Genomic DNA, 22,906 nt, shown 5'->3' with positions numbered 1-22,906 from the left:
ATGAGAATCTATACTAAACAGAGTGGTTTTACATTAGTTGAATTGATGATATCAATTGTATTGGGGTTATTAATTAGTGCCATTGCATTACAGTTATTTTTAACTAGTCAACGTAGTGTAACTGTACAGCAAGCTATGATGAATTTACAAAGTTCAGCTTTATTTGGACTAGGTTCAGTCATTAATTCTATTCGATTAGCTAATTTGAATTCTTCTCAGCCATTTATTAATGATGATGTTTTATATGGTGGAGTTGTATTATCGCCTTCTAATATTTCCAATAATAAAAAATCAGATGGGAGTTTAAATTTCACCATTAGTGATGATTTGTTATCCCGTGGTGGAATCGGTGAGTCCAATTTAAAAGATCAAGAAAGTGATCAATTAGTTATCCAAGGCTTTGTTGCACAAAACTATCTATAAAGGCTTATTCCACAATATAATTCTCAAATGAATAAGCCCACACCTAAAATCTATCGTACAACCAATTGGTCTTCTTATAACAGTGCATTAATAAATCGAGGAAATCTCTCAATTTGGTTTGATCCCAAGACTCAATGGTACGCTCAACCCAAAGGTAAACATGGTCGAAATCAAACTTATTCAGATACAGCCATCCAATGCTGTTTAATGATCAAATCTTTATTTCGTCTTTCTTTACGTATGGTCACTGGCTTTGTGCAAAGTCTCATTCATCTTTGTAGATTAGATTGGACAGCACCAGACTATTCCACCATCTGCAGAAGACAAAAGCATATTGATATTGCAATTAACTATCAAAAAAGCAGTAATGGTCTCCAGCTACTCGTTGATTCTACTGGCTTAAAGTTTCTAGGCGAAGGTGAATGGAAGCGTAAGAAACACCAACCTGAATATCGTCGCCAATGGCGTAAACTTCATATTGGTATAGATGCTAAAACCCTTCAAATACGCGCTATTCAACTCACTACAAATAATGTGAGTGATTCACAAGTGCTTGGTGATTTACTCGATCAGATTCCACAAGATGAGCAGATTGACTCTGTCTATACTGATGGGGCTTATGACACCAAGCAATGCCGTCAAGTAATTGCAGACCGACAAGCACATGCGGTGATTCCGCCAAGAAAAAATGCGAAACCTTGGAAAGATACAAAGACCAGCTCGCTAGAGCGAAATGAATTACTTCGAACAGTTAAACGTTTAGGAAGAACAATATGGAAAAATTGGTCAGGCTATCATCGGCGAAGTTTGGTTGAAACTAAGATGCATTGCATCAAGTTATTAGGCGATAAACTCCGTGCGAGAAACTTTCAAAGCCAAGTGAATGAGATCCATGCACGCGTAGCCGTATTAAATAAATTTACAGAATTAGGCAGACCTCATACCCAAGTTGTAACCTAAATTTTAGCAACTTAGGAAAACTCTGCCGTCAAAGGCTTTATGCAACAAAGCCTATCAAAATTATAAAATAAGAACACATCGTGTAAATGCCCAAGCTGAAATGATGGCAATTGCACAAAATCTTACCAAATTTAAAATAACAAATGGAAATTATGCTAGTGCAACCATTGGTGCTGTGTATGGTGGTAATGTAATTCCAAAAGAGGGTACACCACTTTATAAGTTAGATTTATCTGTTACTACATCAAGTTGGGAACTAACAGCTACTCCTGAGAATAATACCTCGCAAACTGGAACTGGTGTGATTGTTTTGGATAGTTCTGGCAATAAGTGTTGGGAAAAAACCTCAACTCCATGTACACCTACAGCCACTTCCAACTGGGACGGCCGCTAAAACAAATCCAAAATTCTACCTAAACACTTTTTGATCTTTCATTCAGGGCAAAGTTCAAGTAAAATACTGCCCTCTATGAAAGGGGTTTGAAATGTATCGATGGTCGATGCAGGGATAATCCGTAAAAACTATAAGGTTCTATCATGGTTGTTATTCGTCTTGCACGCGGTGGTGCTAAAAAACGTCCGTTCTATCAAATCATTGTGACTGATAGCCGTAATGCACGTGACGGTCGTTTCATCGAACGTATCGGTTTCTTCAACCCTACAGCTCAAGGTAAAGCAGAAAAACTTCGTTTAGATGCTGACCGTTTTGCTCACTGGGTTTCTCAAGGTGCTCAACCTTCTGATCGTGTTGCTTCTTTAGCTGCTCAAGCTAAAAAAGCTGCAGTTGCTGCATAATTTTTATATAAATTAGGTAGTAGCTTGCCCATGACACCAACACAGAATGTTCCAGAAGATCGTATTCAGATTGGACAGTTGCGTTCAGCATATGGATTAAATGGGTGGCTCTGGGTCTATTCCAATACAGAACCTATGAGCAACATATTTGACTATCTGCCTTGGTACATTGAGACCAAAGCAGGTTGGCAAATTGTCGATGTAAAACGTTGGAAACCACATGGTAAAGGCCTGGTTGTTTCGCTGAAAGGTGTGAGTGATCGCACTGGCGCAGACGAACTGGTTGGCTCCAATGTCTGGATCTCTAAATCGCAACTGCCTCAAGCAGGCGTAGATGAGTACTATTGGTCTGATTTAAAAGGTCTAACTGTGTTAGGTCTGGACGATCAGGAACAAGAAGTCAATCTCGGTCAAATTTTTGAGCTGTTTGAAACAGGTGCTAACGATGTGATGGTGGTTCGCGCAACTGCCGACAGCATCGATGGCGAAGAGCGAATGATCCCATGGCATAAAGATGTGGTGCAACGCGTTGATCTTGAAGCTGGTCGTATCTACGTCAATTGGGGCGTAGACTACTAAGAATTTTTCGGAAATACGGGAGTCTGCGATGTTTTTTGCAGTCATTACGCTTTTTCCTGAAATGTTTGAAGCGATTACAGCCTATGGGATTAGCGGGCGCGCAGCAAAACGTGAGTTGATGCAAATTCATTGCATCAATCCTCGCGATTATGCGACGGGCAACTATAAACGCGTGGATGAACGTCCATTCGGTGGTGGTCCGGGTATGGTGATGATGGCTGAGCCTCTGGCAAAAGCAATCCAGCATGCCAAAGAGCTTGCAAGGCAAGCGGGTGCAGTTCAGGTTCCTGTGGTGTATATGTCACCGCAAGGAAAAACCTTAAACGAAACTGCGGTACAGGATTTTGTCAAATATGACGGAATCATCGTACTGTGCGGACGTTATGAAGGCGTCGATGAACGTTTGATCCAGCAATACGTTGATCAGGAATGGTCAATTGGAGATTACGTCTTGTCGGGTGGTGAACTGCCTGCGATGGTTTTATTGGACAGTATTATCCGGAGACTTCCGGGTGCCATGTCTGATGAACAGTCACACGTGCAAGACTCATTTGTGGATGGTCTTCTAGATTGCCCACAATATACCAAGCCAGATCATTTTGAAGGTTTGGATGTGCCTGAGGTGTTAAAGTCCGGGCATCATGCCAATATTGAAAAATGGCGGTTTTTGCAGCGATATCAGCGTACACTTGAACGCCGCCCAGAGTTGGTGGAAAAAGTCGAGTTGACCAAGCAGCAGAAAAAATGGCTAAAAGATTTGTAAGATATTGATGAGTGATCATTTCTGTCTTCAAGCAAGTACTTAAAATTATTTAAGTATTCTTTAATAGGCTCTTTATGGTTGAGATGGTCAACTATAAAGGGAAAGATAATCGGGTGTATGCGCTTTAGCCTCTATACCCAGCGATGATCAGACCTCTTCTGACTCGCACATATTGGAGATACCCCATGAGCGGTAAGCATCCTTTAGTTCAAGTAATTGAAAACGCACAATTGAAACAAAACATCCCTGCTTTTGCACCAGGTGATACAGTTATTGTTCAAGTTAAAGTAAAAGAAGGCGACCGTGAGCGTTTACAGGCGTTCGAAGGCGTTGTAATTGCTAAGAAAAACCGTGGTTTGAACTCTGCGTTCACAGTACGTAAAATTTCTAGCGGTGTTGGCGTTGAGCGTGTATTCCAAACTCACTCTCCAATCGTTGCTGGTATCGAAGTGAAACGTCGTGGTGACGTTCGTCGTGCTAAACTTTACTACCTACGTGAATTGTCTGGTAAAGCTGCACGTATTCGTGAAAAATTACCAGCTCGTAAAACTAAAGCTTAATTTTAAGCTTTATACGAGTGAAAAAATGCGCCTTTGGGCGCATTTTTTATGCCTAATTTTTATGTAGATTTATTCGAAATGTTCCTGCAAAGGCAAGATCATAGCATCCAAAATATCCAAGAAAATTTTATGAATAAACATCAGGAATAATACAAAATATCCCCAAGACTGGAATCCTGCATTAAAAAGTTGAATGCAAATAAAACATTGTGTGATAACCAGTAAAATACTGATCCATACATTTGCGATAATATGTCGATGACAAGAGGGGCAATAATAAGGCTCATATTTTTTAAATTGAAAAGGATTAATGACTTTTCGTTTGCAACAGGGACAGGTTCTTTTAAATTTGTTTTTGATTTCTATAGAACGTATCTGCATTTATTTTATTTCACAGTTCTTTTTATATTTGATGAATATTTTATATGCAGTTTGATCATGATTAACAAGTAAATTTCAAGAAAAAATTTAGAGAAAAATAAGATAGAAAAAGCCTCTGGAGGAATAGAGGCTTGTGTAACTCTATAAACCTTGCAGTTTTAAGCGGTTGGCATGTTGACGAGAGGCAGCAACCGGATCAGGCGCAAAGGTACCTTTGATGCCAAACAACAAGTTGATTTCATCCAGATGATTCCATGGATAATCATCACGAATCGTTTTACCAAATTTGGCACTACACACCGACACGATTCCATCATTCGCACCAGCCTTACTCGCAGAAAGCAGATCCAAGGCTTTCATGGCGGCATCGCTGACATCTAGGGGATTGGTCACGGGTTGATTGCCCGTCATTGAATACAGTGCAATGCCTTGGTCTGTATATTTGCCTTCACCACATGGGCTCAGCGAAAGCCCGAGTTTAAAGCGCTGGTTAAATTCGGCTGTGCCTTCAATTGAGGTACTGTGTCCTGCTGCCAGAGCGTTATGTGGGAAAGCTTGACCATCTAAGCCTTGTGCCCACATGATAACGTTGCCAAAACTGCTGATCAGGGTATTGAGCAGTTCAGATGTTCCGGTTTGATTAGCAAGTCGCATGACATCAGAAGCAACAATTGTCCCTTGGTTGGCACCGCCCACAGTCATCACTGAGGCTACATGTTGCGGCATCACCCCGGCTGCATAACGCACGCTATGCGCACCATGACTATGACCAATTAAATTCAGTTTTTTGGCGCCGGTGATTGCCATGACTTCTTTGAGTTGCTCCACATATTGTTCACCTCTGATTTCGCTGGAATTGAAAGGTGAGATGCGGGTGGCAAAGGCAGTTGAACCATTACGGGCTGAATCTGGCAAAATTTGATACCAATAATCCATGCCTAAGGCATCAAAACCAATGTGATTAAAGCCGACCATGCCATGTGCAAATACAATCGGGTAGCGTGTTTTGGCATAATTCGACACAACAAATCTGGATTCTGCTTGCTGCAAATTGGAAGCCTGCACATATTGGCCCGCAAATAACACGCAGCATAAGGTTATAAAATGCGTTCCAATTTTCATAAAGTTCCATTTTGGCGGTTTAAAAATTAGAAAATCCCTGTGCATTGGGATGACAGGGATGAGATTGAATTACAGGCCTTGCAATTTGAGCCGGTTGGCATGCTGGCGATAAACATCGACTGGGTCTGGAGCAAAGATATTTTTTAATCCGAGGAACTGGTTCACTTCATCCAGATGGTTCCAGTTGTAGTTATCCCGAATGGTTTTACCGAATTTGGCACTACAGCGGGAGACCAGACCATCATTTTCCTTGCCGCCATCAATGAGTAGAGCTGTAACTGTCAAGGCTGAATCAGGATCGAGCGGATTGGTGACTTGACCTATACCGGTAAATGAATAATGACGAATATCACCGTCTTTTTCCTTACCTTCACCGCAGGCGGTGGTTGGCATACCGAGCGGATATTTCTGGTTGAATTGAGCAGATCCTGCCAGGGTCAGGCTGCGACCACCAGCCAGAGAATCATGCGGGAAACTGCTCGGATCCAGACCTTGTGCCCAGGTGATAGCTTTAGACACCAGGTTGATGCCATCGACTAAAGGCCCTTGTATCGGTGTACCTTCTGCTTGCAGGATCAGGTCTGCCACCGGAGAGCCCTTATGCGGAGCACCGACGGAAGTCAGGGAAGCAACTATTCCATTCCCCGCACCTGCGACATAACGAATGGTCGGGCCGCCATGCGAATGACCGATCAGATTGACTTTCTTTGCACCGGTAATGGCCAGAATTTCATTTACTTGCTCTAAAAGTTGCTCACCACGAATTTCCGATGAGTTAAAAGGCGAGACACGTGTTGCCCAGACATTGCCGCCATTACGCGCCAGATCCGGTAAAATCTGATACCAGTAATCCAGTCCAAACTGGTCAGTACCGATCCGGATGAAACCCGCCATCCCATGTGCAAAGACAATCGGATATTGGGTCTTGGCATATTGTGAACTGGCTTTTGCTGTGACCTGATTGGCCTGGGTGGATGCTTGGGTGCTGAGACATGTACCTGCCAGCAGCAGGCCGCTGATGAATACTCCGAATTTCATTATATTTTCCTCACTTGTGTTGTTTTAACGGGATGATCCTCATCCGGTTCTGTAGAGTTCCCCGAGTTGACAGGAACTAGGTTTTCCAAAATTTGTTGATTAATCCATTAGATCTATTCATAAAGATGAGTGATTTATAAGCCTTGCAGCTTGAGCCGGTTGGCATGTTGGCGATAGAGTGCGATCGGATCCTGCGCGAAAGGGCCCAAAATACCAAAAAACTGGTTTACTTCATCAAAATGATTGTGGGCATAATCCTGACGAATGATTTGGCCATAACGTCCGCTACACAGCGGCAGAGCACCATCATTGGCTTCTCCTTTCAAGAAACTGCTACCTAAAGTCACGACTGTAGACTCAATTACATCCAAGGAATTAGTTGCCTGCCGGTTGCCCATCCAGGAATAGTGGTAAATTCGATTTGGCGTGAGTTTGCTGCCCTGAGACTGACAGTCTTTGGGAATGGCAGAGGAGCCATATTTCATATTGAAAGCCTGAATCGCCTCTGGGTTCATAGCTTCCAGTGCTTCGATCATACTGACCGGATACTGGTTAGCTGTAACCAGATTCATGCTATGTCCCAGAATTGTACCGATGGCATGGATAAAGGGTGCAAGGAGGAGTGTCTGGCTGGCATTGACAAAAACTGGTGTGCCTTGCATAGCGCCCGCAATAGCGGTTAAGGAGGCAGCTTTATGTGGCGCAACGCCCTCGATATATTGAATCGTTGGGCCACCTTGGCTATGCCCAATCAGATTGACTTTCTTCTGACCAGTTAATGCCAGTACTTCATCAATTTGCATCAAGAGCTGTTCACCGCGGAGTTCATTGGACGCAACAGCAGACAATTCGGCAGAAAATACCCGTGCACCATGCCGGCTCAGGTCTTGGGGAATCTGATACCAATAATCCAGACCGATGCGATCCGTTCCAATGCGGTTAAAACCCAGACCAAAACCATGAACAAAGACCATCGGGTATTTTGTCATGGCATAACTCGAGAGGACAAAATTGCTTTTGTATTCCTGTAATGCCGAGGCTTGTACAGGGCCAGTCAAGATAGAACCCAGCAGCAAAAGGTTTAAGTGATACATTATTTTTTTCATTGCAGCTTCCCGATCACGGATAGGTCAAATAAAAAAGAAGCAGAAAAAAAGCCTATATTTCAGCTGAAATATAGGCACTCTGGGGTTATAAACCTTCTAATTTTAGTCGGTTGGCATGCTGGCGGCAGAGGGCGACCGGATCTGGTGCAAACACGCCTTTCAGACCAAACATCATATTGGCGAGGTCCGTATGATTGAGTTTGTACTGGTCATGAATGACCTTGCCCATGAAAGCGCTACAACGTGACACCATGCCATCATTGTCTTTACTGCCATAAGATAAAGGGCCGAGCTGCATCAGGACCGTATCAATATCCAGAGCATTGGTGGCTTGGGCCACACCCGTCCATGAATAATAATGAATACCTTTACTGTCTTTCTGCTTTAAATTTTTATTACAGTTTTCTGTGGACGCCAATACACCATCTTTGATGACCTGCTGCGCCACTGTAGCATTAAAAGTATTTGAGCCGGTCTGGGTCAGGGATTTCATGGAAGCATCAAAATCAATTTCCAGTTCAGGTTTAAACTGGCCCAGTGCAATCAATGGACCAATAATATAATCACCTAAAATGTTAAAGGCAGTACGGGTCAGGCGATTATTTTGAATATCATCTGCCACTTTGGAGCCATGGTAGGTTCCTGCAACGCCAGTGATAAACGAAATATACTGCGGCTGGGTCGCTGCGACATACAGTACTGTCGGTCCGCCATGAGAGTGACCAATCAAATTCAGTTTTTGCTTGTCGGTAATTGCCAGAACCTCTTCAACCTGTTGAACCAGTTGTTCACCGCGATGCGCCGTTGTATTTGCCGGAGACAATTGTGCCGCAAAGACGGTAGAGCCATTACGTGCCATATCTGGCAGAATCTGATACCAGTAATCCAGCCCGATACTATCAGTGCCAATGCGTGACCAGCCTAGCCAGCCATGCACCATCAAGATCGGATATTTGGTCTTGGCATAGTCAGACCGGGTCTTTTCGATGACTTGTGTTGCACTCGCCGCAGCCTGAGTATGTGCAGAAAAACTGAATCCCAGAGTTGTCGCTAAAGCCACAGTCAGTAACTGGGCTATCTTGCTGAAAGTATGCATAGCTGTCCCTTTTTAATTTTATCGTTATTCAAGCAATCATTGCTTTTTGTAGAGTGTTGCAAACCACAAAATCAGACGATGAAAATACAGGTCCGGCTTTCAGTGGCTAAGCAAATTTTCTTTTTAAAAGGGGTATTTTTTCATTTCAAAGCGTTTAAACCATGTCATTTGGGGACATGCAGGACGGGAGGGGTTTACATTGTAAATATATGTTTTATCTACACATGTATTTAAATAAAAAGTCTTTGAAATAATTAAAATTTGTCTAAGTTATTTTGTGTAAATACGAAATATTTTGAAACAACTATAAAAGATCATTTTGAGAAAAAATATAAAGTTAGCAAAAGGGCATTTATAAAAAAGCCATCAACAGGTGATGGCTTTTGGGCTTAGTCAGCAAAGGGCAGCTTGGCTCCCTGATCATGAACCTGTTCAAAGGTTTCTACCCGGAGTTGTTCTTGCGGTGTATTAAAATGTTTACTGCGAAGCTGGGCAATGGCTTGCTGTTTGGCGGTATCTGACATGCCGGACTGGGTAATCTGATCCCGTTCATCTAAATAGCCCGTCACCCGGTTTTTCCAGTCGCTGCGTTGTACATCCAGTTGTTCCAGACGCTGTGTGGCTTCAGGGCCGACTAGATTAATCCGCATCTGCCGGATTTCATCGCTGGAACCGCCACGAGCCTTAATATTAGCGGTTAGTTTGCGCAGATCTTCCAGTTTATTCAGTTGTTCCAGATTTTCCTGCCAGTCCTGTGGGAGCTGTTGAAACAGTGCTTTGAGCTTTTGGGCTTTTTCAGTCTCAGTCAAGCTTTTGTCTGCCAATACGCTCATCCGGTCCAGGGTATATTCATGATAGGCATCTTCTGTGCCAAACAAGCCTTCAATTTCATACTTGGAAAAGTACTGCTGGCGCAAATACTGGGTACTGTTATAGATGCTACGATAATAGGCAGGATATTCCTGATTCAGCCCAGTCGGTGCAGTGAGCTGGCCCAAACCCTGACGATACTGGATATAACGATCCCATAAATCCAGAATTTGCGAGAGTGCTGGTTCTTTATGATTCTGGCGAATATAGGCTTTAAAATCCTGCTGGATCTGCTGCAGATTTTTTTCGCCAAACTGAGTAATAAAATATTCAAAACAGTTGCGGGTCTGTTCATTCACGATCAGACGGTTGCTGGCATCTAACTGCATCTGACAATTAATTTCGGTATCTTGCTGGCTGGCACTGGGGAAGGCTGCATTGGCAGGGCCATTGACCAAGAGTGCGGTTTGCTCTGCCTGAGTTTCAGTAAAAGGTGTTTTTGTCCCGGTATCCGCCTGGTTATTTTCTTTTGGAGACAGCCATAAGATCAGCGTGAGAATGCACAGCACCAGCAACGCCAGAATGATCCATATTTTATATTTCTGCATATCCTATGCACCTATTTTCTCGTTGTTTCATTATTTTTAGATGTTCAAGCTTTTAGATATTAAAGCCGGCTCAATATGCCATAAAAATCATTAGAGACTATAGAAAAGTTGTAAATCATCTCGCAGGGTTTTACCATGGCGCCAATTTATAAAATGTCTGATTTTTTGCCATGAAAGCATCATCTCCTAAAATTCAGCGTCGTCATCTTAGTGGTGTCTTCCTGCTTAATAAGCCTTTGGGTATCAGCTCTAATGCCGCATTGCAAAGAGTCCGCTGGTTGTACCGTGCACAAAAAGCCGGCCATACCGGTGCGCTGGATCCGCTGGCATCCGGTTTATTGCCCGTGTGTTTGGGGGAGGCGACCAAGTTTTCGCATTATTTATTAGATTCGGTCAAGCGTTATCAGACGACCGTATTTTTGGGGCATAGTACCACCACGGGCGATGTCGAAGGTGAGGTGCTTCTGGAAAAAGCGGTTCCTGAACTCTCGGAAGCCTTGATTCAGGACACATTGGCACAGTTTATCGGGGATATCCAGCAAGTGCCGCCGATGTATTCTGCCTTGAAAAAAGAAGGCCGTCCTTTATACGAACTGGCGCGCAAAGGTATCGAGATTGAACGTGAAGCGCGTCCAATTACGATTTTAGCGATTGAGTTTTTGTCCTTTACGGAGAACAGTATTACGCTGGATATTACCTGTTCTAAAGGCACTTATATCCGGGTTTTAGGTGAAGATATTGCCAAAGCGCTGGGAACTTATGGCCATCTGACTTATCTGCACCGCATCAAAACCGGCCATTTTGATTTGATTCCAAGTTATACCATTGAATATCTGGAAAGCCTGAGCGAAGCAGAGCGCGATGAACTGTTATTGCCGGCCTATGCACCGGTTGATCATTTTCCAAAAGTGCAGGTACCCGAAAGTCGTGCAGAATATTTTAGCCGCGGCATGGAAAGCAATATCGAACATGAAGCAGCTGAACAGGTGCTGGTTTTTGATGGTGAGAAATGTCTGGGGCTGGCAGAAATCACCGACAAAAAACGTCTGGTGCCCAAACGCGTCCTGAACCTCTAATCGAGTCAATATATGGAAATTGAGATCATCATCAGTCTGGTTGTCTTTGCATTTTTTGCAGGGGCGATTGATGCTGCCGTAGGCGGTGGTGGTCTGATCCAGATTCCGGCAATTATGGGGAGTTTACCGCATCTACAGCCTGCTACGTTCTTTGGTACCAATAAATTCGCTTCCATTTGTGGCACCGCTTCTGCGGCATTTTCCTATCTGTGTCAGGTGAAACTGCCTTGGCTGCTCTTGGGCGTGATTGCACTGTGTAGTTTTGTCAGCTCTTTTATTGGTGCAGCCAGCGTTACGCTAATTCCAGTCGAGATTCTTAAGCCTTTTGTGCTGGTCATGTTGATCGTGATCGCCATCTATCTTTAGTGTGAAAGAGGACTCCACCCAACATTAGGGTGGAGGTGAATTTCACGACTTTTTTTTGGTGTTTTTTTAGTGCAATATGATAGAATAATTTACATTAAGTTTCTGTATCTAAATAGATTTAAGGCGAAATGAAGATCAACAAAGCGTACAAATTTAGGCTTGAGCCTAATGCGGAACAAGAGCTTGTTTTAAACAAGTTGCTTGGCTCTGCACGTTTTGTTTGGAATCAAATTTTAGCTGTATCATTTGAGATGCTTGCTAAAAATGAGCGAATCAACAAAGTTAATTTAGTCAATAAAATTCCTGAATTACGCAAAAAACCTGAATGTGCTTTTTTAGAAAAAAGCTCTAATGGTGTTTCACTCCAACAAAAAGTCCGTGATCTTGGTGATGCTTGGGCTAAATTTTTTGATAAAAAAGAACAAGCTAAGTTAAAGCAAAAACCATTTAAGCCTAAAAAACCAAGATTCTTTAAATTGACCGATGGCAGTGAAATTCAGCTTAGACCACTCATGCCACGATTTAAAAAGAAATCTGATGGTTATGATTCAATTCGCATTGTTCAATTTGGCAGATATTGTTGGGTTAAAGGTAATCAGGTTAAGTTGCCTAATGACATTGGCGTTGTGAAATTCAGAAAATCACAAGAGATTCTTGGTGAAATCAAGAATGTCACAATCTCAAAGCATGTTGGAAAGTGGTATATCTCTTTCGGTGTTGAAAGCACAATAGATGCACCGATTCACCCATCCAAATCAGCCATTGGTGTTGATCTAGGTGTTAAAAAATTAATTACAACATCTAGTGGTCAGGTGTTCGACCCGATCAATAGTTTTAAAGCTAATCAAGTTAAATTAGCTAGGCTTCAACGCAAGTTGAAGAAGAAAACCAAGTTCAGCCAAAATTGGAAAAAGCTCAATTTAAAGATCAATAAACTACACCATCATATTGCCAATATTCGGCATGACTACTTGCATAAAGTCACTACAACTCTCAGCAAAAACCACGCAATGATCGTAGTTGAGGACTTAAAAGTAGCCAATATGTCGAAGTCAGCAAAAGGTACAATCGAGAACAAAGGAAAGAATGTGAAAGCCAAGTCAGGCTTGAACAAATCAATTCTTGATCAAGGTTGGTCAATGCTTGTCAAAATATTGGAGTATAAGCAACAATGGCGAGGTGGTTTACTCGTTAAAGTTGACCCTAGATATACAAGTCAAACTTGTAGCTCATGCGGTCATGTAGCGAAAGAGAATAGACAAACTCAATCTAAATTTGAGTGTGTTGAATGTGGCTTTAGCGAGAATGCGGATATTAACGCTTCTCGCAACATTTTAGCGGCAGGACATGCCGTTTTGTCTGTGGAGGGGCGATGCGGTAAAGGTCGCCCTGTGAAGCAGAAAGCAAGTGAAATCCGTGAGGAAGTCACCTAAGAGCTTTTGCTTTTAGAATCCCCCCACTTGAGGTAAAATGAAAGTGAGGGGAGTATGTCAAACCTTGATGAAAAAACAGTTCGGCCAGGTGCATACCGAACAAAAACTGAATCGGAAAATGCTGATTCTGGCCGCTTTGGGCAGTCTGGCGATAGGCTTTTATGATGGTATCTTTGGTCCGGGCACCGGTAGTTTCTTTATTTTCTTTTTTATTCGCTATTTGAGCGTCGACTTCCTGCATGCATCGGCCTTATCGAAAATTGCCAATTTCACTACCAACCTGGCCGCCTTAAGCTTTTTTATTCCTAGTGGCAATGTGCTGTTTATGGTCGGGACAATGATGGCGGTAGCCAATATTTGTGGTTCCTTGGTCGGGGTGCGTTTGGCATTTAAATATGGCAGTGGCTTTATCCGGATTTTATTCCTGATTCTGGTCAGTCTGCTGATTTGCCGGATGGCATACCAGATGTTTTTTTAGATATAAACCCGATGTAAATCATTCTCGATATTAAAGTTTCTTAACAAATCACTTTATAAACTGGGTCTGAACCTGTTCTGAAAATCTTCTAGAATCAATGATATTAAAAATAAAACAATCGGAGAAATATCGGAATGACGACTATTTTTGAAGCATTAAGAGAGAGTCATGAGATTCAGCGTGATCTTGCAGAAAAACTATTACAGACTTCCGGGGATACAGCAGAACGCCGCGAGCTGTTCAAGCAACTCAAAAATGAATTATTTGCCCATGAGGCTGCGGAAGACCGTTATTTTTATATCCCCTTGATGATGACCGATTCAGGCCTGAATATTACCCGCCATGCCTTGGCCGAACATCATGAAATGGACGAAATGATTGAGGAATTAACTGCAACTGAATTGAGTAATCCGGGCTGGATTGCCATGGCCAAAAAACTTTCCGAAAAGGTGCATCATCACTTAAAAGAAGAGGAACATGGTTTCTTTCAGCAAGCTGGTAAAATTCTGGGAGAAGAGCAAAAGACCGCTTTAGCAGTGCAGTACAAGAATGAATACCAGCATTATAAAGACATGAAAAAAGATATGCTGGTACAAAGCTAAGCTTTAAATTCAAGTCGAATAAATAAAAAAGATGCCTGTAGTGCCATCTTTTTTATGCCAATTTACCTACCTTCTATATTTTGCTTTCAAAGCAAGTAAAAACACAGAATGGATAGGATATTTAATTAGTTATTCAAATTCCAATAAGCCTTTTAGGCATTCTTTTCTGCCGATCCTTGACGGGCGGCACGTACGGTCACACCGACAGAGGCCAGCATGATACAGACTAATGCTACCGTCTGAAGATACGTAATTTTCTCCCCCAATAGCATAAAACCGGTCAGTGCTGCCAAAGCTGGTGACAGGCTGGAGAGGGTGCCATAGCTGGTCTTGTTTAAATGCTGCAAAGCTTTTAAGTCCAGCGCATAGGGAATCGCTGTGGCCAGAACCGCAATGACAACGGCTTTACCCCAATGTTGCGTATCAATCAATGCGGGCGCATTGTTATAGAGCCCAATCGGAAGCAGACACAGGGCTGAAATGCTAATCGCAATAGTCAGTGCATGCATACCGATATTTTGCTGAACCACACGTTGCCCAAAGAAAATATACAGTGCCCAGCATAAACCCGCACCTAAAGCACAGGCGGCGCCGAGCAGGTCGAAATTACTGCTATTGGCCTGTCCCCATGGCACCATCAGTGCGATGCCTAAAATGGCCATTAATACCCAAATATAGTCACTACGATGTTTAATCGAAATGAGGGCTAGGCCGAGCGGACCAATAAATTCTAGTCCTACCGCAATTCCCTGCGGTAATCTTCCGAGGGACAGGTAGAATAAAATATTCATGACCCCTAAAGCGGCGCTATAGCAGAGCAAATCCCGCCATTTCAAAAAAGGCAAACGGGAAATAATTTTCCAGGAACGGAACATTACCCCAACAATAATTGCTGCAAAGCACAGCCTTAAAATGGTCACAGTAATCGGATCCAGCACACTAAACAGCTGTTTGGCAAAAGATGCACTAATCTGGTAGGAGGTCATGGATAATACCATGAACAATACAGCAAGGAGTTGGGCGTTTGGCATGGAAGCAGCTTCTACCCAGAGCGGGTGAAAATGAGAAATAGGAGGAAATGAAATTATAGCAAACTGGTTAATTTTTAATGAGTAGGGCAAGGAAATATTTTGCCGAGGCGAACTTAAATTTTGATTCAATCAAGTTAAGTTTTGGTCCGATCAAATACCTAAAGATTTTAAATTCAAAGTTAATCTTCTATGTAATTGCGGTTACAAATTAATCAATTTTTAAATTGATCTTATTTTTATATTTATTAAAATATCTTAGACCCCGTGATTCGGGTTAGCTTTAAAATAACAATGAAAACACCTTGGATTCCGTGTTTATGGACAGAATTAAAATAACAATATCAAATAATTAAGGTAGATAATAATGAAATTAAGAATACTTTCTTGCGCCATTTTCAGCTGCATGCTGGCAGCATGTGGTGGTGGCTCCGATAGTTCTGATAATAATGAACCAGTCACTAGTCAACCGGCACCGACCAATCCTGGAACCCCGGGTGATGGAGCATCAGACACCATTTCTGAATTCTATAACTATCAATTCAACTTACCGAATATTGATGGATCAGAGATGGAATCGCAAAAACTTCTATTAGCCAGTCATAAAAATAAAATTACTGACGGCATATTATATGCGGATAATAACAGCGCTGTTGATACTGAATACGATCTTGAAGAAGATATGGTCTTCTCAACTTATGTCACAACAAAAGGGGTGTTCCCTGCAGATCGCACCCGTACAGCATTAGGTTATAAGCTGGAAAAAATATTAGAAAATACGACGACTCAATTTAAAAGTCGTCCTGTGACGATACCTGAGAACAATATCAGCAATCATCGACACATAGCGTGGTATGACCTGTCTGGTAAAGCATTAACTGAACGTACCAATATTGCTGTGGTGAAAATGTATGATGATCCCGCGACCAGAGTGTTGTGTTCTTTAACAGTGATAATACGACAGCTGAGCGTAAATACTATAATGAGTTTGCAACCAATTTTGTCGATTTGCAGAAGGCCCGCAAATTCCCAAATGGCTCTAAATGTTTCCGTCTTCTGGCTGAACATCCTGAAGAAGAATATATTGAATTTGATCCGGAAGTAAAAACTGGCTTTAGCACACTTGCTGAATGGCAGGCACAGCAGTCTGTCCAAGAAATGGCAAAAACGATTCTAGATGACACGATGGCTAACTTGAAATATAAAAAGGCAGAATATAAAGACGATGCTATGCAATATTACAAATATTTCGGTGCGATCGAATATCAAGGCGGAATTTATTCAGTTGATTTCTCGGAACATGGGGAACATATTGATCACGACGACTATATTGCTCAATCAAAACAGGCTGCCTTGGATGACTTGAATAAACAAGAAGGTGTAACTTCTTTAATGATCAAATGGACAGAATATATGTATGATCAGCTTGCCTCTGGATGTGATGGCTATAATGCGACAGCAGCGACTGTATTAAATACTGCGATTAAAGACGCAACACCACGTTAAAATTTGAAAATAAGTGATCTTAAATAAAGGCGCTCTAGCGCCTTTATTTTTATTCAAGATTTTTGTCTTTGGGTCGTCACCGTACAGCCTACCGAAGCACTGATAATCGTGGCCAATGCCAGCCACTGTGTCCACAACAAGGTTTCACCCAGAAAAAATAGGCCTGAGAGTGCGGCAATGGCGGGTTCCAAACTCATCAAGGTACCGAAACTCAGTGCGCTTAAATTACGCAGTGCGATCATTTCTAGAGTGAAAGGCAGTGCACTAGCCAGTACTGCCAAAGCCACAAAATACAACAAACTCATCGGTTCAAAAGTATGTGCCGGCATGCCTGCAAAGAGTGCGATCGGCATCAGTACCAGCATGCCGACAAACATGCCTAAGCAGACAGTATGATTGCCAGAAACGCCTGAAGGTCTTTGGCCGGCAACGATATATAAGGCCCAGCAGGCACCTGCACCCAAGGCGAATGCCATCCCAATCGGGTCAAGCGGCTGGGCAGCCTGATCAAAAGGGAACAGTAGAATTAGCCCTAGAATCGCCAGTCCGACCCAGACAAAGTCGAATTTCTGACGTGCATAAAACAGGGCAACACTTAAGGGGCCAATAAATTCAAAAGAGACGGCAATCCCCAGCGGCAGGCGATCAATCGACAGGTAAAACAGTAGATTCATGCCAGCCAGGGCAAGGCCATAACTGATAATGGCCGGCCACTTGATCTGTCTGAAATGGATTTTCCAAATTTTAAAAATCAGTGCCAAAATCATAGCGCCTAACAGCAGACGCATTGCGGAAATAGTCAGAATGGGAAATTGACCGAACAGATATTTGGCAAAGGAGCCACTGCTTTGCATACTGATCATGGCGATCAACAGAATCAGCGGCGCTTGCACCATCGGTGCGATTTTAAAATTCAGCATGACTAAATAGGTTTCGATTGCTCGAATAGCGGAAGAGCAGCATAAGCTGAAAAAGGTTTAAAAATACAAACCTTAAAAACAAAAAACCACAGCCCGAGAGCTGTGGTTTTTCTACAATATTGAATTAGAACAATACGCGTGCGCGGATTGTACCTTCAACATTCGAAAGCATATCAAGTGCTTCATGAGATGCAGCAGCATCGACATCCATCACCAGGTAACCGACATCGCCTTTAGTCATCAGTGACTGACCAGAGATGTTGATGCCTTGTTCAGCAAACAGGTTGTTGATTTTAGACAATACGCCTGGAATATTTTGATGGATGTGCAGTAAACGGTGTTTGCCTTCAGTCAATGGCAATGCGATTTCTGGGAAGTTCACCGCAGATAAAGTCATACCTTTATCAGAATAAGCTACAAATTTCTCAGCTACTTCCAGACCGATGTTCGCTTGCGCTTCCATGGTCGAACCACCCACGTGCGGAGTCAGGATCACGTTTGGCAGGTTACGCAGTGGAGAAACAAATTCTTCACCGTTCGCCTTAGGTTCTTTCGGGAATACATCTACCGCAGCACCAGCAATATGACCAGATTTGATCGCATCCGCCAGATCTTCGATCACGACACAGGTACCACGTGCCGCGTTAATGAAGATCGAACCTTCTTTCATTTGCGCGAACTGATCTTTGGTCATGAAGTTACGTGTAGACGGAACATCAGGAACGTGTAAAGAAACCACATCGGCATTTGCCAAAAGTTCGCCCAAGCTACCGACTTGACGTGCATTACCTAAAGGCAATTTAGTCACTGTATCGAAATAGATCACTTTCATACCCATGCTTTCAGCAAGTACAGAAAGTTGTGAACCGATTGAACCGTAACCTACGATACCTAAAGTTTTACCACGTGTTTCGAACGAACCAACTGCAGATTTGTTCCAGCCGCCTGTGTGAGTGTCTGCTGATTTTTCAGGTACACGGCGTAGAAGAAGAATTGCTTCAGCAAGTACAAGTTCAGCGACTGAACGCGTATTTGAGTAAGGTGCGTTAAAGACTGGAATACCGCGACGCATTGCAGCGTCCAGGTTCACCTGGTTGGTACCGATACAGAAACAACCGACAGCAATCAGTTTGTTCGCAGCTTCAAAGACTTCTTCAGTCAATTGAGTACGGGAACGAATACCGACGAAGTGCGCATCTTTAATCGCTTCTTTCAACGCTTCACCCTCAAGCGCAGTTTTACGATAGTCGATGTTGGTATATCCAGCAGCATTTAAAGTGTCGATTGCATTCTGGTGAACGCCTTCTAACAACAAGAAACGGATTTTATCTTTAGGTAGAGATAGATGTTGGCTCATTACGGCTCCGCTACAAAGGCCAAATTTAGTCGCGGTATAATAGCACAGGAAAAGCGCACTTATACATTTCCTTGATGACCCTCACATCAGCTATTCTGGCAAGATATATTGATAATAATGATCATGATGGTTGATTTAAATCTGCATTTTCAAAGGTATATTATCAAAATTGTCATTTTTCGCAGGAAACACCAAAAAATAGCTTATAATATTGCGCCATGCTTTTAAAGCAGCGTGATCCGGTGCTTTAATAATCATGTTTCGCCTGATTTGTATCCATGTTTTTATGCATAAAAAATGTGCAAATGAACCAGCGAAGTCTCTCTTGTTTAAATCATGCTAGGTCTGCAAACGATGAATGCTCCAGTCGCTTTAACCCCTGAGTTATTGAACCAATTGACTGCAATTGTGGGTGAAAACCGTATTAAAACCGATACGGACAGCCTCCAGAATTGGGGTCGCGATCATACGAAGCACTTTGATCCAAACCCGTCAGTCGTCGTTTTTCCGTCGTCAACTGAGCAAGTTCAAGACATCGTAAAACTGGCGAACCAATTTAATGTTGCAGTGACTCCATCGGGTGGTCGTACCGGTCTTTCTGCAGGTGCAGTCGCAGCCAATGGCGAGATCGTGGTCAGCATGGACAAGATGAACCAGATTCTGGAGTTTTTCCCGGCAGATCGTATGGTGCGCGTACAGGCAGGTGTGGTGACTGAACAGTTACAGAACTATGCTGAAGAGCAGGGCATGTATTACCCAGTTGACTTTGCTTCGGCAGGTTCATCGCAAATTGGCGGTAACATCGGCACCAATGCTGGCGGCATCAAAGTGATTAAATACGGCATGACCCGTAACTGGGTACTTGGCCTGACCGTTGTGACGGGTAAGGGCGATGTATTGCGTCTGAACAAAGGTATGATCAAGAATGCAACCGGTTATGCGCTACAACATTTATTTATTGGTGGTGAAGGCACGCTGGGTCTGGTGACGGAAGCGGAAATCAAGCTTGAACGTCAACCGCAAGACCTGCAAGTGATGGTACTGGGTGTACCTGACTTTGATGCGATCATGCCGTTATTGCATGCCTTCCAGGCGAAAATTGACCTGACTGCATTTGAGTTCTTTGGTGAACTGGCGATGCAGAAAGTCTTGGCCCATGGTCACGTGCAACGTCCATTTGAAACTGAATGCCCATTCTATGTATTGCTTGAGTTTGAAGCGCCGTTTGAGCCGATTATGGACAAGGCGATGGAAATCTTCGAGCATTGCATGGAACAAGGTTGGGTACTGGACGGCGTAATGAGCCAAAGCCTGGATCAGGTAGAAAGTTTATGGCGTTTACGTGAAGATATTTCTGAATCTATCGCGCCATTTATTCCATACAAAAATGACATTTCCGTTCTGATCACGCACGTTCCTGCATTCATTAAAGAAATTGATGCGATTGTATCGACGAATTACCCAGACTTTGAAATCTGCTGGTTCGGTCATATCGGTGACGGTAACTTGCACTTAAATATCTTAAAACCTGCTGATTTGTCTAAAGATGAATTCTTTGCCAAATGTCAGGTGGTGAACAAGTATGTCTTTGATACCGTGAAAAAATATGACGGTTCAATTTCTGCGGAACATGGTGTGGGCATGACCAAGAAGCCATATCTTGAATATTCGCGTTCGGCGGAAGAAATTGAATATATGAAAGCTCTGAAAAAAGTGTTTGATCCAAATGGCATCATGAATCCGGGTAAACTTTTCGATCTTTAATCGGTCGGAATTGAAAAAAGCGCATCGAAAGGTGCGCTTTTTTATTGCTGTGTAAAGACAGTTACAGAGTCTAAATGGTTTTGTACTAAGAAGCTCGGCATGATAGGTTGGAATAAGAATGACGATAAAGGGTTAAATAATATGTTCCGGATATTGGCAGTCGCAACTCTCGCTTTTGGTATATTGGGTTCAGGCTGTGCAACTGCTCAACAGGTCATTGCAAAGGTACAGTCATCTTCGGATACGCCTTTGGAACAGGTTTTACAATTAAGACCGGACTTGCGTAAGGAACTGGCAACAGTTGAGTTGCGCCAGTTCTTTGACAAGGTAGAGTCGCCCACGATTGGACAGGTCAAAGTCACTGAAACTGGGTTAATGGATGATTCGGTACGTTCAGTACAGACCATTTATTATTTTAAACGGGAAGATAACAGCTGGATGCTGGAAAATACCGAGAAGTTGTATCGTTGTGCACGAGGTTCAAATACCAAGACTTTCCAGAAAGCAGTCTGTCCATAATAGTGTTTGATCTTTAGACAGATTTTGGTTAAAAGCGTATCTAGAGGATGCGCTTTTTTATTTGGAAGATTATCTCTACGATCAGTTATATTTATTCAGAGCGTTTGAATATCTCATCTGCTAAAATTATTTCTTTCTATTTTAGACAAAGTTCAGTCTGTTAAAACGGGCAGACTGACAATAAAAACTCCCATGCAAAATATCCACACCCAAAAACTGACCCGTGCCACACTTATGTTCCCGCTGGCACTGGTCCTGTTTGAATTCTCAGTCTATATATGTAATGACCTGATTCAACCGGCCATGCTGGCGATTACCCGTGATTTTGGCGTAAGTAGTTCATGGGCACCATCCTCCATGTCCTTTTTCCTGTTGGGTGGGGCATTTGTCGCAGCGATTCTGGGACCTTTGTCCGATCGTCTTGGACGTAAAATGGTACTGCTGGGTGGTGTGGCATTTTTCACGATTAGCTGTCTGGCTATTTTATTAACACCCAATATCGAAAGTTTCTTATTCCTGCGCTTTTTACAGGGCTTTGGCCTGTCCTTTATTACCGCCGTTGGTTATGCCGCCATTCAGGAAAGCTTTGAAGAACGTGATGCCATCAAAGTCATGGCACTGATGGCCAATGTGTCTTTGCTGGCACCTTTGCTAGGACCAGTGCTGGGTGCCTTTATGATTGATCATATCTCTTGGCATTGGGGCTTTATCGGTATCGCATTTCTGTCATTTCTGAGCTGGTTCGGCCTGAAAGCCAAAATGCCAAACCTGAAAGTCAGTATTCCCAGACAGCCGGTCAGCTATATTCTGGATGACTTTAAACAGGTTTTAAAAAATAAACGCTTTGTGATCATGACTGTAGCCTTGCCTTTGGTGAGTCTGCCCTTGATGTTATGGATTGCCCTGTCACCCGTGATTCTGGTCGAGCAATTTGGATTCAGTAGCGTGCAATATGGTCTGGCGCAGTTTCCGGTCTTGGGCGGCCTGATTGCAGGTAATCTGATTCTGCTAAAAATTATCGATAAAATACCGCTGGGCAAAACCGTATTATTGGGTCTGCCACTGATGTTGCTGGGTACCGGTTTATTGATGATGGGCTTATTGATTCCAGAATATTTTAGTCATTGTCTGATTATCGGCACCACTTGTATCAGTCTGGGTGAGGGTGTGAGTTTTTCGGTGCTGTATCGTTTTGCATTAATGTCTTCTGAAGTGTCCAAAGGCACGGTGGCTGCGACGGTTTCTATTATCCTGATGCTCAGCTTTTTTGTGGTGATTGAAGCAGTAAGGATGGCGTATGAAGCCTACGATATCTGGGCCTACTGTGCTGCCTCTTTGATTCTGATTGCACTCTGGTTTACTTTGCCGCGCATGCAGCTCAAACAGTTAATGCTGGAAAGACAGGAGCGTGGGGAGTTTTGATTCCTTATCGAGGGAACTTATAAATTATTGAAATCATATGTTCAGTATTGAATTTCCCTCTCCTAAAAGGCATAGGTATCTACACAATTCCTGAACTTTGCGTTAAATTGAAGAGCATGCTCTTCAATTTAACATCTCTGGCCTGGATCAGCGTCTTGTCAAGCGCTATAACAGCCTTGTAAAGCTCAATATGA

General features: G+C 42.9%; 25 protein-coding genes. 17 read left to right on the top strand and 8 right to left on the bottom strand.

Features of this window, described 5'->3' with window-relative positions; all coding sequences use genetic code 11:
• The 7 genes from AC1P5O_RS11180 (at position 1) to rplS (ending at position 4,080) form a co-directional block, all read left to right on the top strand.
• Positions 1 to 423: a PilW family protein gene (locus tag AC1P5O_RS11180; protein ID WP_164543117.1), complete on the top strand. Its 423-nt coding sequence runs from the start codon at positions 1 to 3 to the stop codon at positions 421 to 423.
• Between the two features lie 27 nt (positions 424 to 450).
• On the top strand, positions 451 to 1,383 hold the full coding sequence (locus tag AC1P5O_RS11175) for an IS5-like element ISAha1 family transposase (protein ID WP_004732409.1): 933 nt from the start codon (positions 451 to 453) through the stop codon (positions 1,381 to 1,383).
• Positions 1,384 to 1,405: 22 nt separating this feature from the next.
• A complete protein-coding gene (locus AC1P5O_RS11170) occupies positions 1,406 to 1,777 on the top strand; it encodes a type IV pilin protein (RefSeq protein ID WP_051064740.1) in 372 nt (123 codons plus the stop codon).
• A 143-nt stretch (positions 1,778 to 1,920) separates the two neighbouring features.
• Positions 1,921 to 2,178, top strand: coding sequence for a 30S ribosomal protein S16 (rpsP, locus tag AC1P5O_RS11165; protein WP_004281198.1), 258 nt, complete (start codon positions 1,921 to 1,923; stop codon positions 2,176 to 2,178).
• A gap of 30 nt (positions 2,179 to 2,208) precedes the next feature.
• Positions 2,209 to 2,757, top strand: a complete 549-nt coding sequence (gene rimM, locus AC1P5O_RS11160; RefSeq protein WP_044109067.1) for a ribosome maturation factor RimM — start codon at positions 2,209 to 2,211, stop codon at positions 2,755 to 2,757.
• Between the two features lie 28 nt (positions 2,758 to 2,785).
• On the top strand, positions 2,786 to 3,520 hold the full coding sequence (gene trmD / locus AC1P5O_RS11155; protein WP_004281202.1) for a tRNA (guanosine(37)-N1)-methyltransferase TrmD: 735 nt from the start codon (positions 2,786 to 2,788) through the stop codon (positions 3,518 to 3,520).
• A 185-nt stretch (positions 3,521 to 3,705) separates the two neighbouring features.
• The gene (gene rplS, locus AC1P5O_RS11150; protein WP_004281205.1) at positions 3,706 to 4,080 is read left to right on the top strand and encodes a 50S ribosomal protein L19; all 375 of its coding nucleotides are present in this window, start codon (positions 3,706 to 3,708) and stop codon (positions 4,078 to 4,080) included.
• A 522-nt stretch (positions 4,081 to 4,602) separates the two neighbouring features.
• On the opposite strand, the gene AC1P5O_RS11145 is transcribed toward rplS, so the two are convergent.
• The 5 genes from AC1P5O_RS11145 to AC1P5O_RS11125 all read right to left on the bottom strand — a co-directional run bounded on the left by AC1P5O_RS11145 (position 4,603) and on the right by AC1P5O_RS11125 (position 10,241).
• Positions 4,603 to 5,583: an esterase/lipase family protein gene (locus tag AC1P5O_RS11145; protein WP_148335320.1), complete on the bottom strand. Its 981-nt coding sequence runs from the start codon at positions 5,581 to 5,583 to the stop codon at positions 4,603 to 4,605.
• Between the two features lie 69 nt (positions 5,584 to 5,652).
• On the bottom strand, positions 5,653 to 6,621 hold the full coding sequence (locus tag AC1P5O_RS11140) for an esterase/lipase family protein (protein ID WP_164543116.1): 969 nt from the start codon (positions 6,619 to 6,621) through the stop codon (positions 5,653 to 5,655).
• A 134-nt stretch (positions 6,622 to 6,755) separates the two neighbouring features.
• Positions 6,756 to 7,727, bottom strand: a complete 972-nt coding sequence (locus tag AC1P5O_RS11135; protein ID WP_148335316.1) for an esterase/lipase family protein — start codon at positions 7,725 to 7,727, stop codon at positions 6,756 to 6,758.
• Between the two features lie 85 nt (positions 7,728 to 7,812).
• Complete coding sequence (locus AC1P5O_RS11130; RefSeq protein WP_164543115.1) at positions 7,813 to 8,823, bottom strand: esterase/lipase family protein; 1,011 nt, start codon at positions 8,821 to 8,823, stop codon at positions 7,813 to 7,815.
• Between the two features lie 389 nt (positions 8,824 to 9,212).
• Positions 9,213 to 10,241, bottom strand: a complete 1,029-nt coding sequence (locus AC1P5O_RS11125) for a lipase secretion chaperone (protein WP_004732393.1) — start codon at positions 10,239 to 10,241, stop codon at positions 9,213 to 9,215.
• Positions 10,242 to 10,411: 170 nt separating this feature from the next.
• On the opposite strand from AC1P5O_RS11125, the gene truB reads away from it, so the two are divergent.
• The 5 genes from truB (at position 10,412) to AC1P5O_RS11100 (ending at position 14,196) form a co-directional block, all read left to right on the top strand.
• On the top strand, positions 10,412 to 11,317 hold the full coding sequence (gene truB, locus AC1P5O_RS11120) for a tRNA pseudouridine(55) synthase TruB (protein WP_004732391.1): 906 nt from the start codon (positions 10,412 to 10,414) through the stop codon (positions 11,315 to 11,317).
• A 12-nt stretch (positions 11,318 to 11,329) separates the two neighbouring features.
• Complete coding sequence (locus AC1P5O_RS11115; RefSeq protein WP_004732390.1) at positions 11,330 to 11,683, top strand: TSUP family transporter; 354 nt, start codon at positions 11,330 to 11,332, stop codon at positions 11,681 to 11,683.
• A gap of 128 nt (positions 11,684 to 11,811) precedes the next feature.
• Positions 11,812 to 13,116: an RNA-guided endonuclease InsQ/TnpB family protein gene (locus tag AC1P5O_RS11110; RefSeq protein ID WP_005101271.1), complete on the top strand. Its 1,305-nt coding sequence runs from the start codon at positions 11,812 to 11,814 to the stop codon at positions 13,114 to 13,116.
• A gap of 67 nt (positions 13,117 to 13,183) precedes the next feature.
• Complete coding sequence (locus AC1P5O_RS11105; protein ID WP_017397890.1) at positions 13,184 to 13,594, top strand: TSUP family transporter; 411 nt, start codon at positions 13,184 to 13,186, stop codon at positions 13,592 to 13,594.
• Positions 13,595 to 13,728: 134 nt separating this feature from the next.
• Positions 13,729 to 14,196 (top strand): hemerythrin domain-containing protein, encoded by a 468-nt coding sequence (locus AC1P5O_RS11100; RefSeq protein WP_004732380.1) that lies wholly within the window; start codon positions 13,729 to 13,731, stop codon positions 14,194 to 14,196.
• A gap of 152 nt (positions 14,197 to 14,348) precedes the next feature.
• Here the strand turns inward: AC1P5O_RS11100 and AC1P5O_RS11095 are convergent, their stop codons facing one another.
• Positions 14,349 to 15,227, bottom strand: coding sequence for an EamA family transporter (locus tag AC1P5O_RS11095; protein WP_005101268.1), 879 nt, complete (start codon positions 15,225 to 15,227; stop codon positions 14,349 to 14,351).
• A 364-nt stretch (positions 15,228 to 15,591) separates the two neighbouring features.
• On the opposite strand from AC1P5O_RS11095, the gene AC1P5O_RS11090 reads away from it, so the two are divergent.
• Positions 15,592 to 16,329, top strand: a complete 738-nt coding sequence (locus tag AC1P5O_RS11090; RefSeq protein WP_228127360.1) for a hypothetical protein — start codon at positions 15,592 to 15,594, stop codon at positions 16,327 to 16,329.
• 53 nt (positions 16,330 to 16,382) lie between these two features.
• Positions 16,383 to 16,730, top strand: coding sequence for a hypothetical protein (locus AC1P5O_RS11085; RefSeq protein WP_228277117.1), 348 nt, complete (start codon positions 16,383 to 16,385; stop codon positions 16,728 to 16,730).
• 53 nt (positions 16,731 to 16,783) lie between these two features.
• On the opposite strand, the gene AC1P5O_RS11080 is transcribed toward AC1P5O_RS11085, so the two are convergent.
• Positions 16,784 to 17,650, bottom strand: a complete 867-nt coding sequence (locus tag AC1P5O_RS11080) for an EamA family transporter (protein WP_005101265.1) — start codon at positions 17,648 to 17,650, stop codon at positions 16,784 to 16,786.
• A gap of 124 nt (positions 17,651 to 17,774) precedes the next feature.
• On the bottom strand, positions 17,775 to 19,007 hold the full coding sequence (serA, locus tag AC1P5O_RS11075) for a phosphoglycerate dehydrogenase (protein WP_004732371.1): 1,233 nt from the start codon (positions 19,005 to 19,007) through the stop codon (positions 17,775 to 17,777).
• A 354-nt stretch (positions 19,008 to 19,361) separates the two neighbouring features.
• Between serA and AC1P5O_RS11070 the strand changes: the two genes are divergently transcribed.
• The 3 genes from AC1P5O_RS11070 to craA all read left to right on the top strand — a co-directional run bounded on the left by AC1P5O_RS11070 (position 19,362) and on the right by craA (position 22,712).
• Positions 19,362 to 20,771 (top strand): D-2-hydroxyglutarate dehydrogenase, encoded by a 1,410-nt coding sequence (locus AC1P5O_RS11070; RefSeq protein ID WP_004732367.1) that lies wholly within the window; start codon positions 19,362 to 19,364, stop codon positions 20,769 to 20,771.
• A 99-nt stretch (positions 20,772 to 20,870) separates the two neighbouring features.
• Positions 20,871 to 21,290 (top strand): hypothetical protein, encoded by a 420-nt coding sequence (locus AC1P5O_RS11065; RefSeq protein WP_004732365.1) that lies wholly within the window; start codon positions 20,871 to 20,873, stop codon positions 21,288 to 21,290.
• Between the two features lie 192 nt (positions 21,291 to 21,482).
• On the top strand, positions 21,483 to 22,712 hold the full coding sequence (gene craA, locus AC1P5O_RS11060) for a chloramphenicol efflux MFS transporter CraA (RefSeq protein ID WP_005101263.1): 1,230 nt from the start codon (positions 21,483 to 21,485) through the stop codon (positions 22,710 to 22,712).
• Positions 22,713 to 22,906: the final 194 nt, after the last annotated feature.

The sequence above is a fragment of the Prolinoborus fasciculus genome (assembly GCF_056724605.1).
Note: the sequence above shows the minus strand (reverse complement) of the source record. Positions and strands in the feature narration are given on the sequence as shown.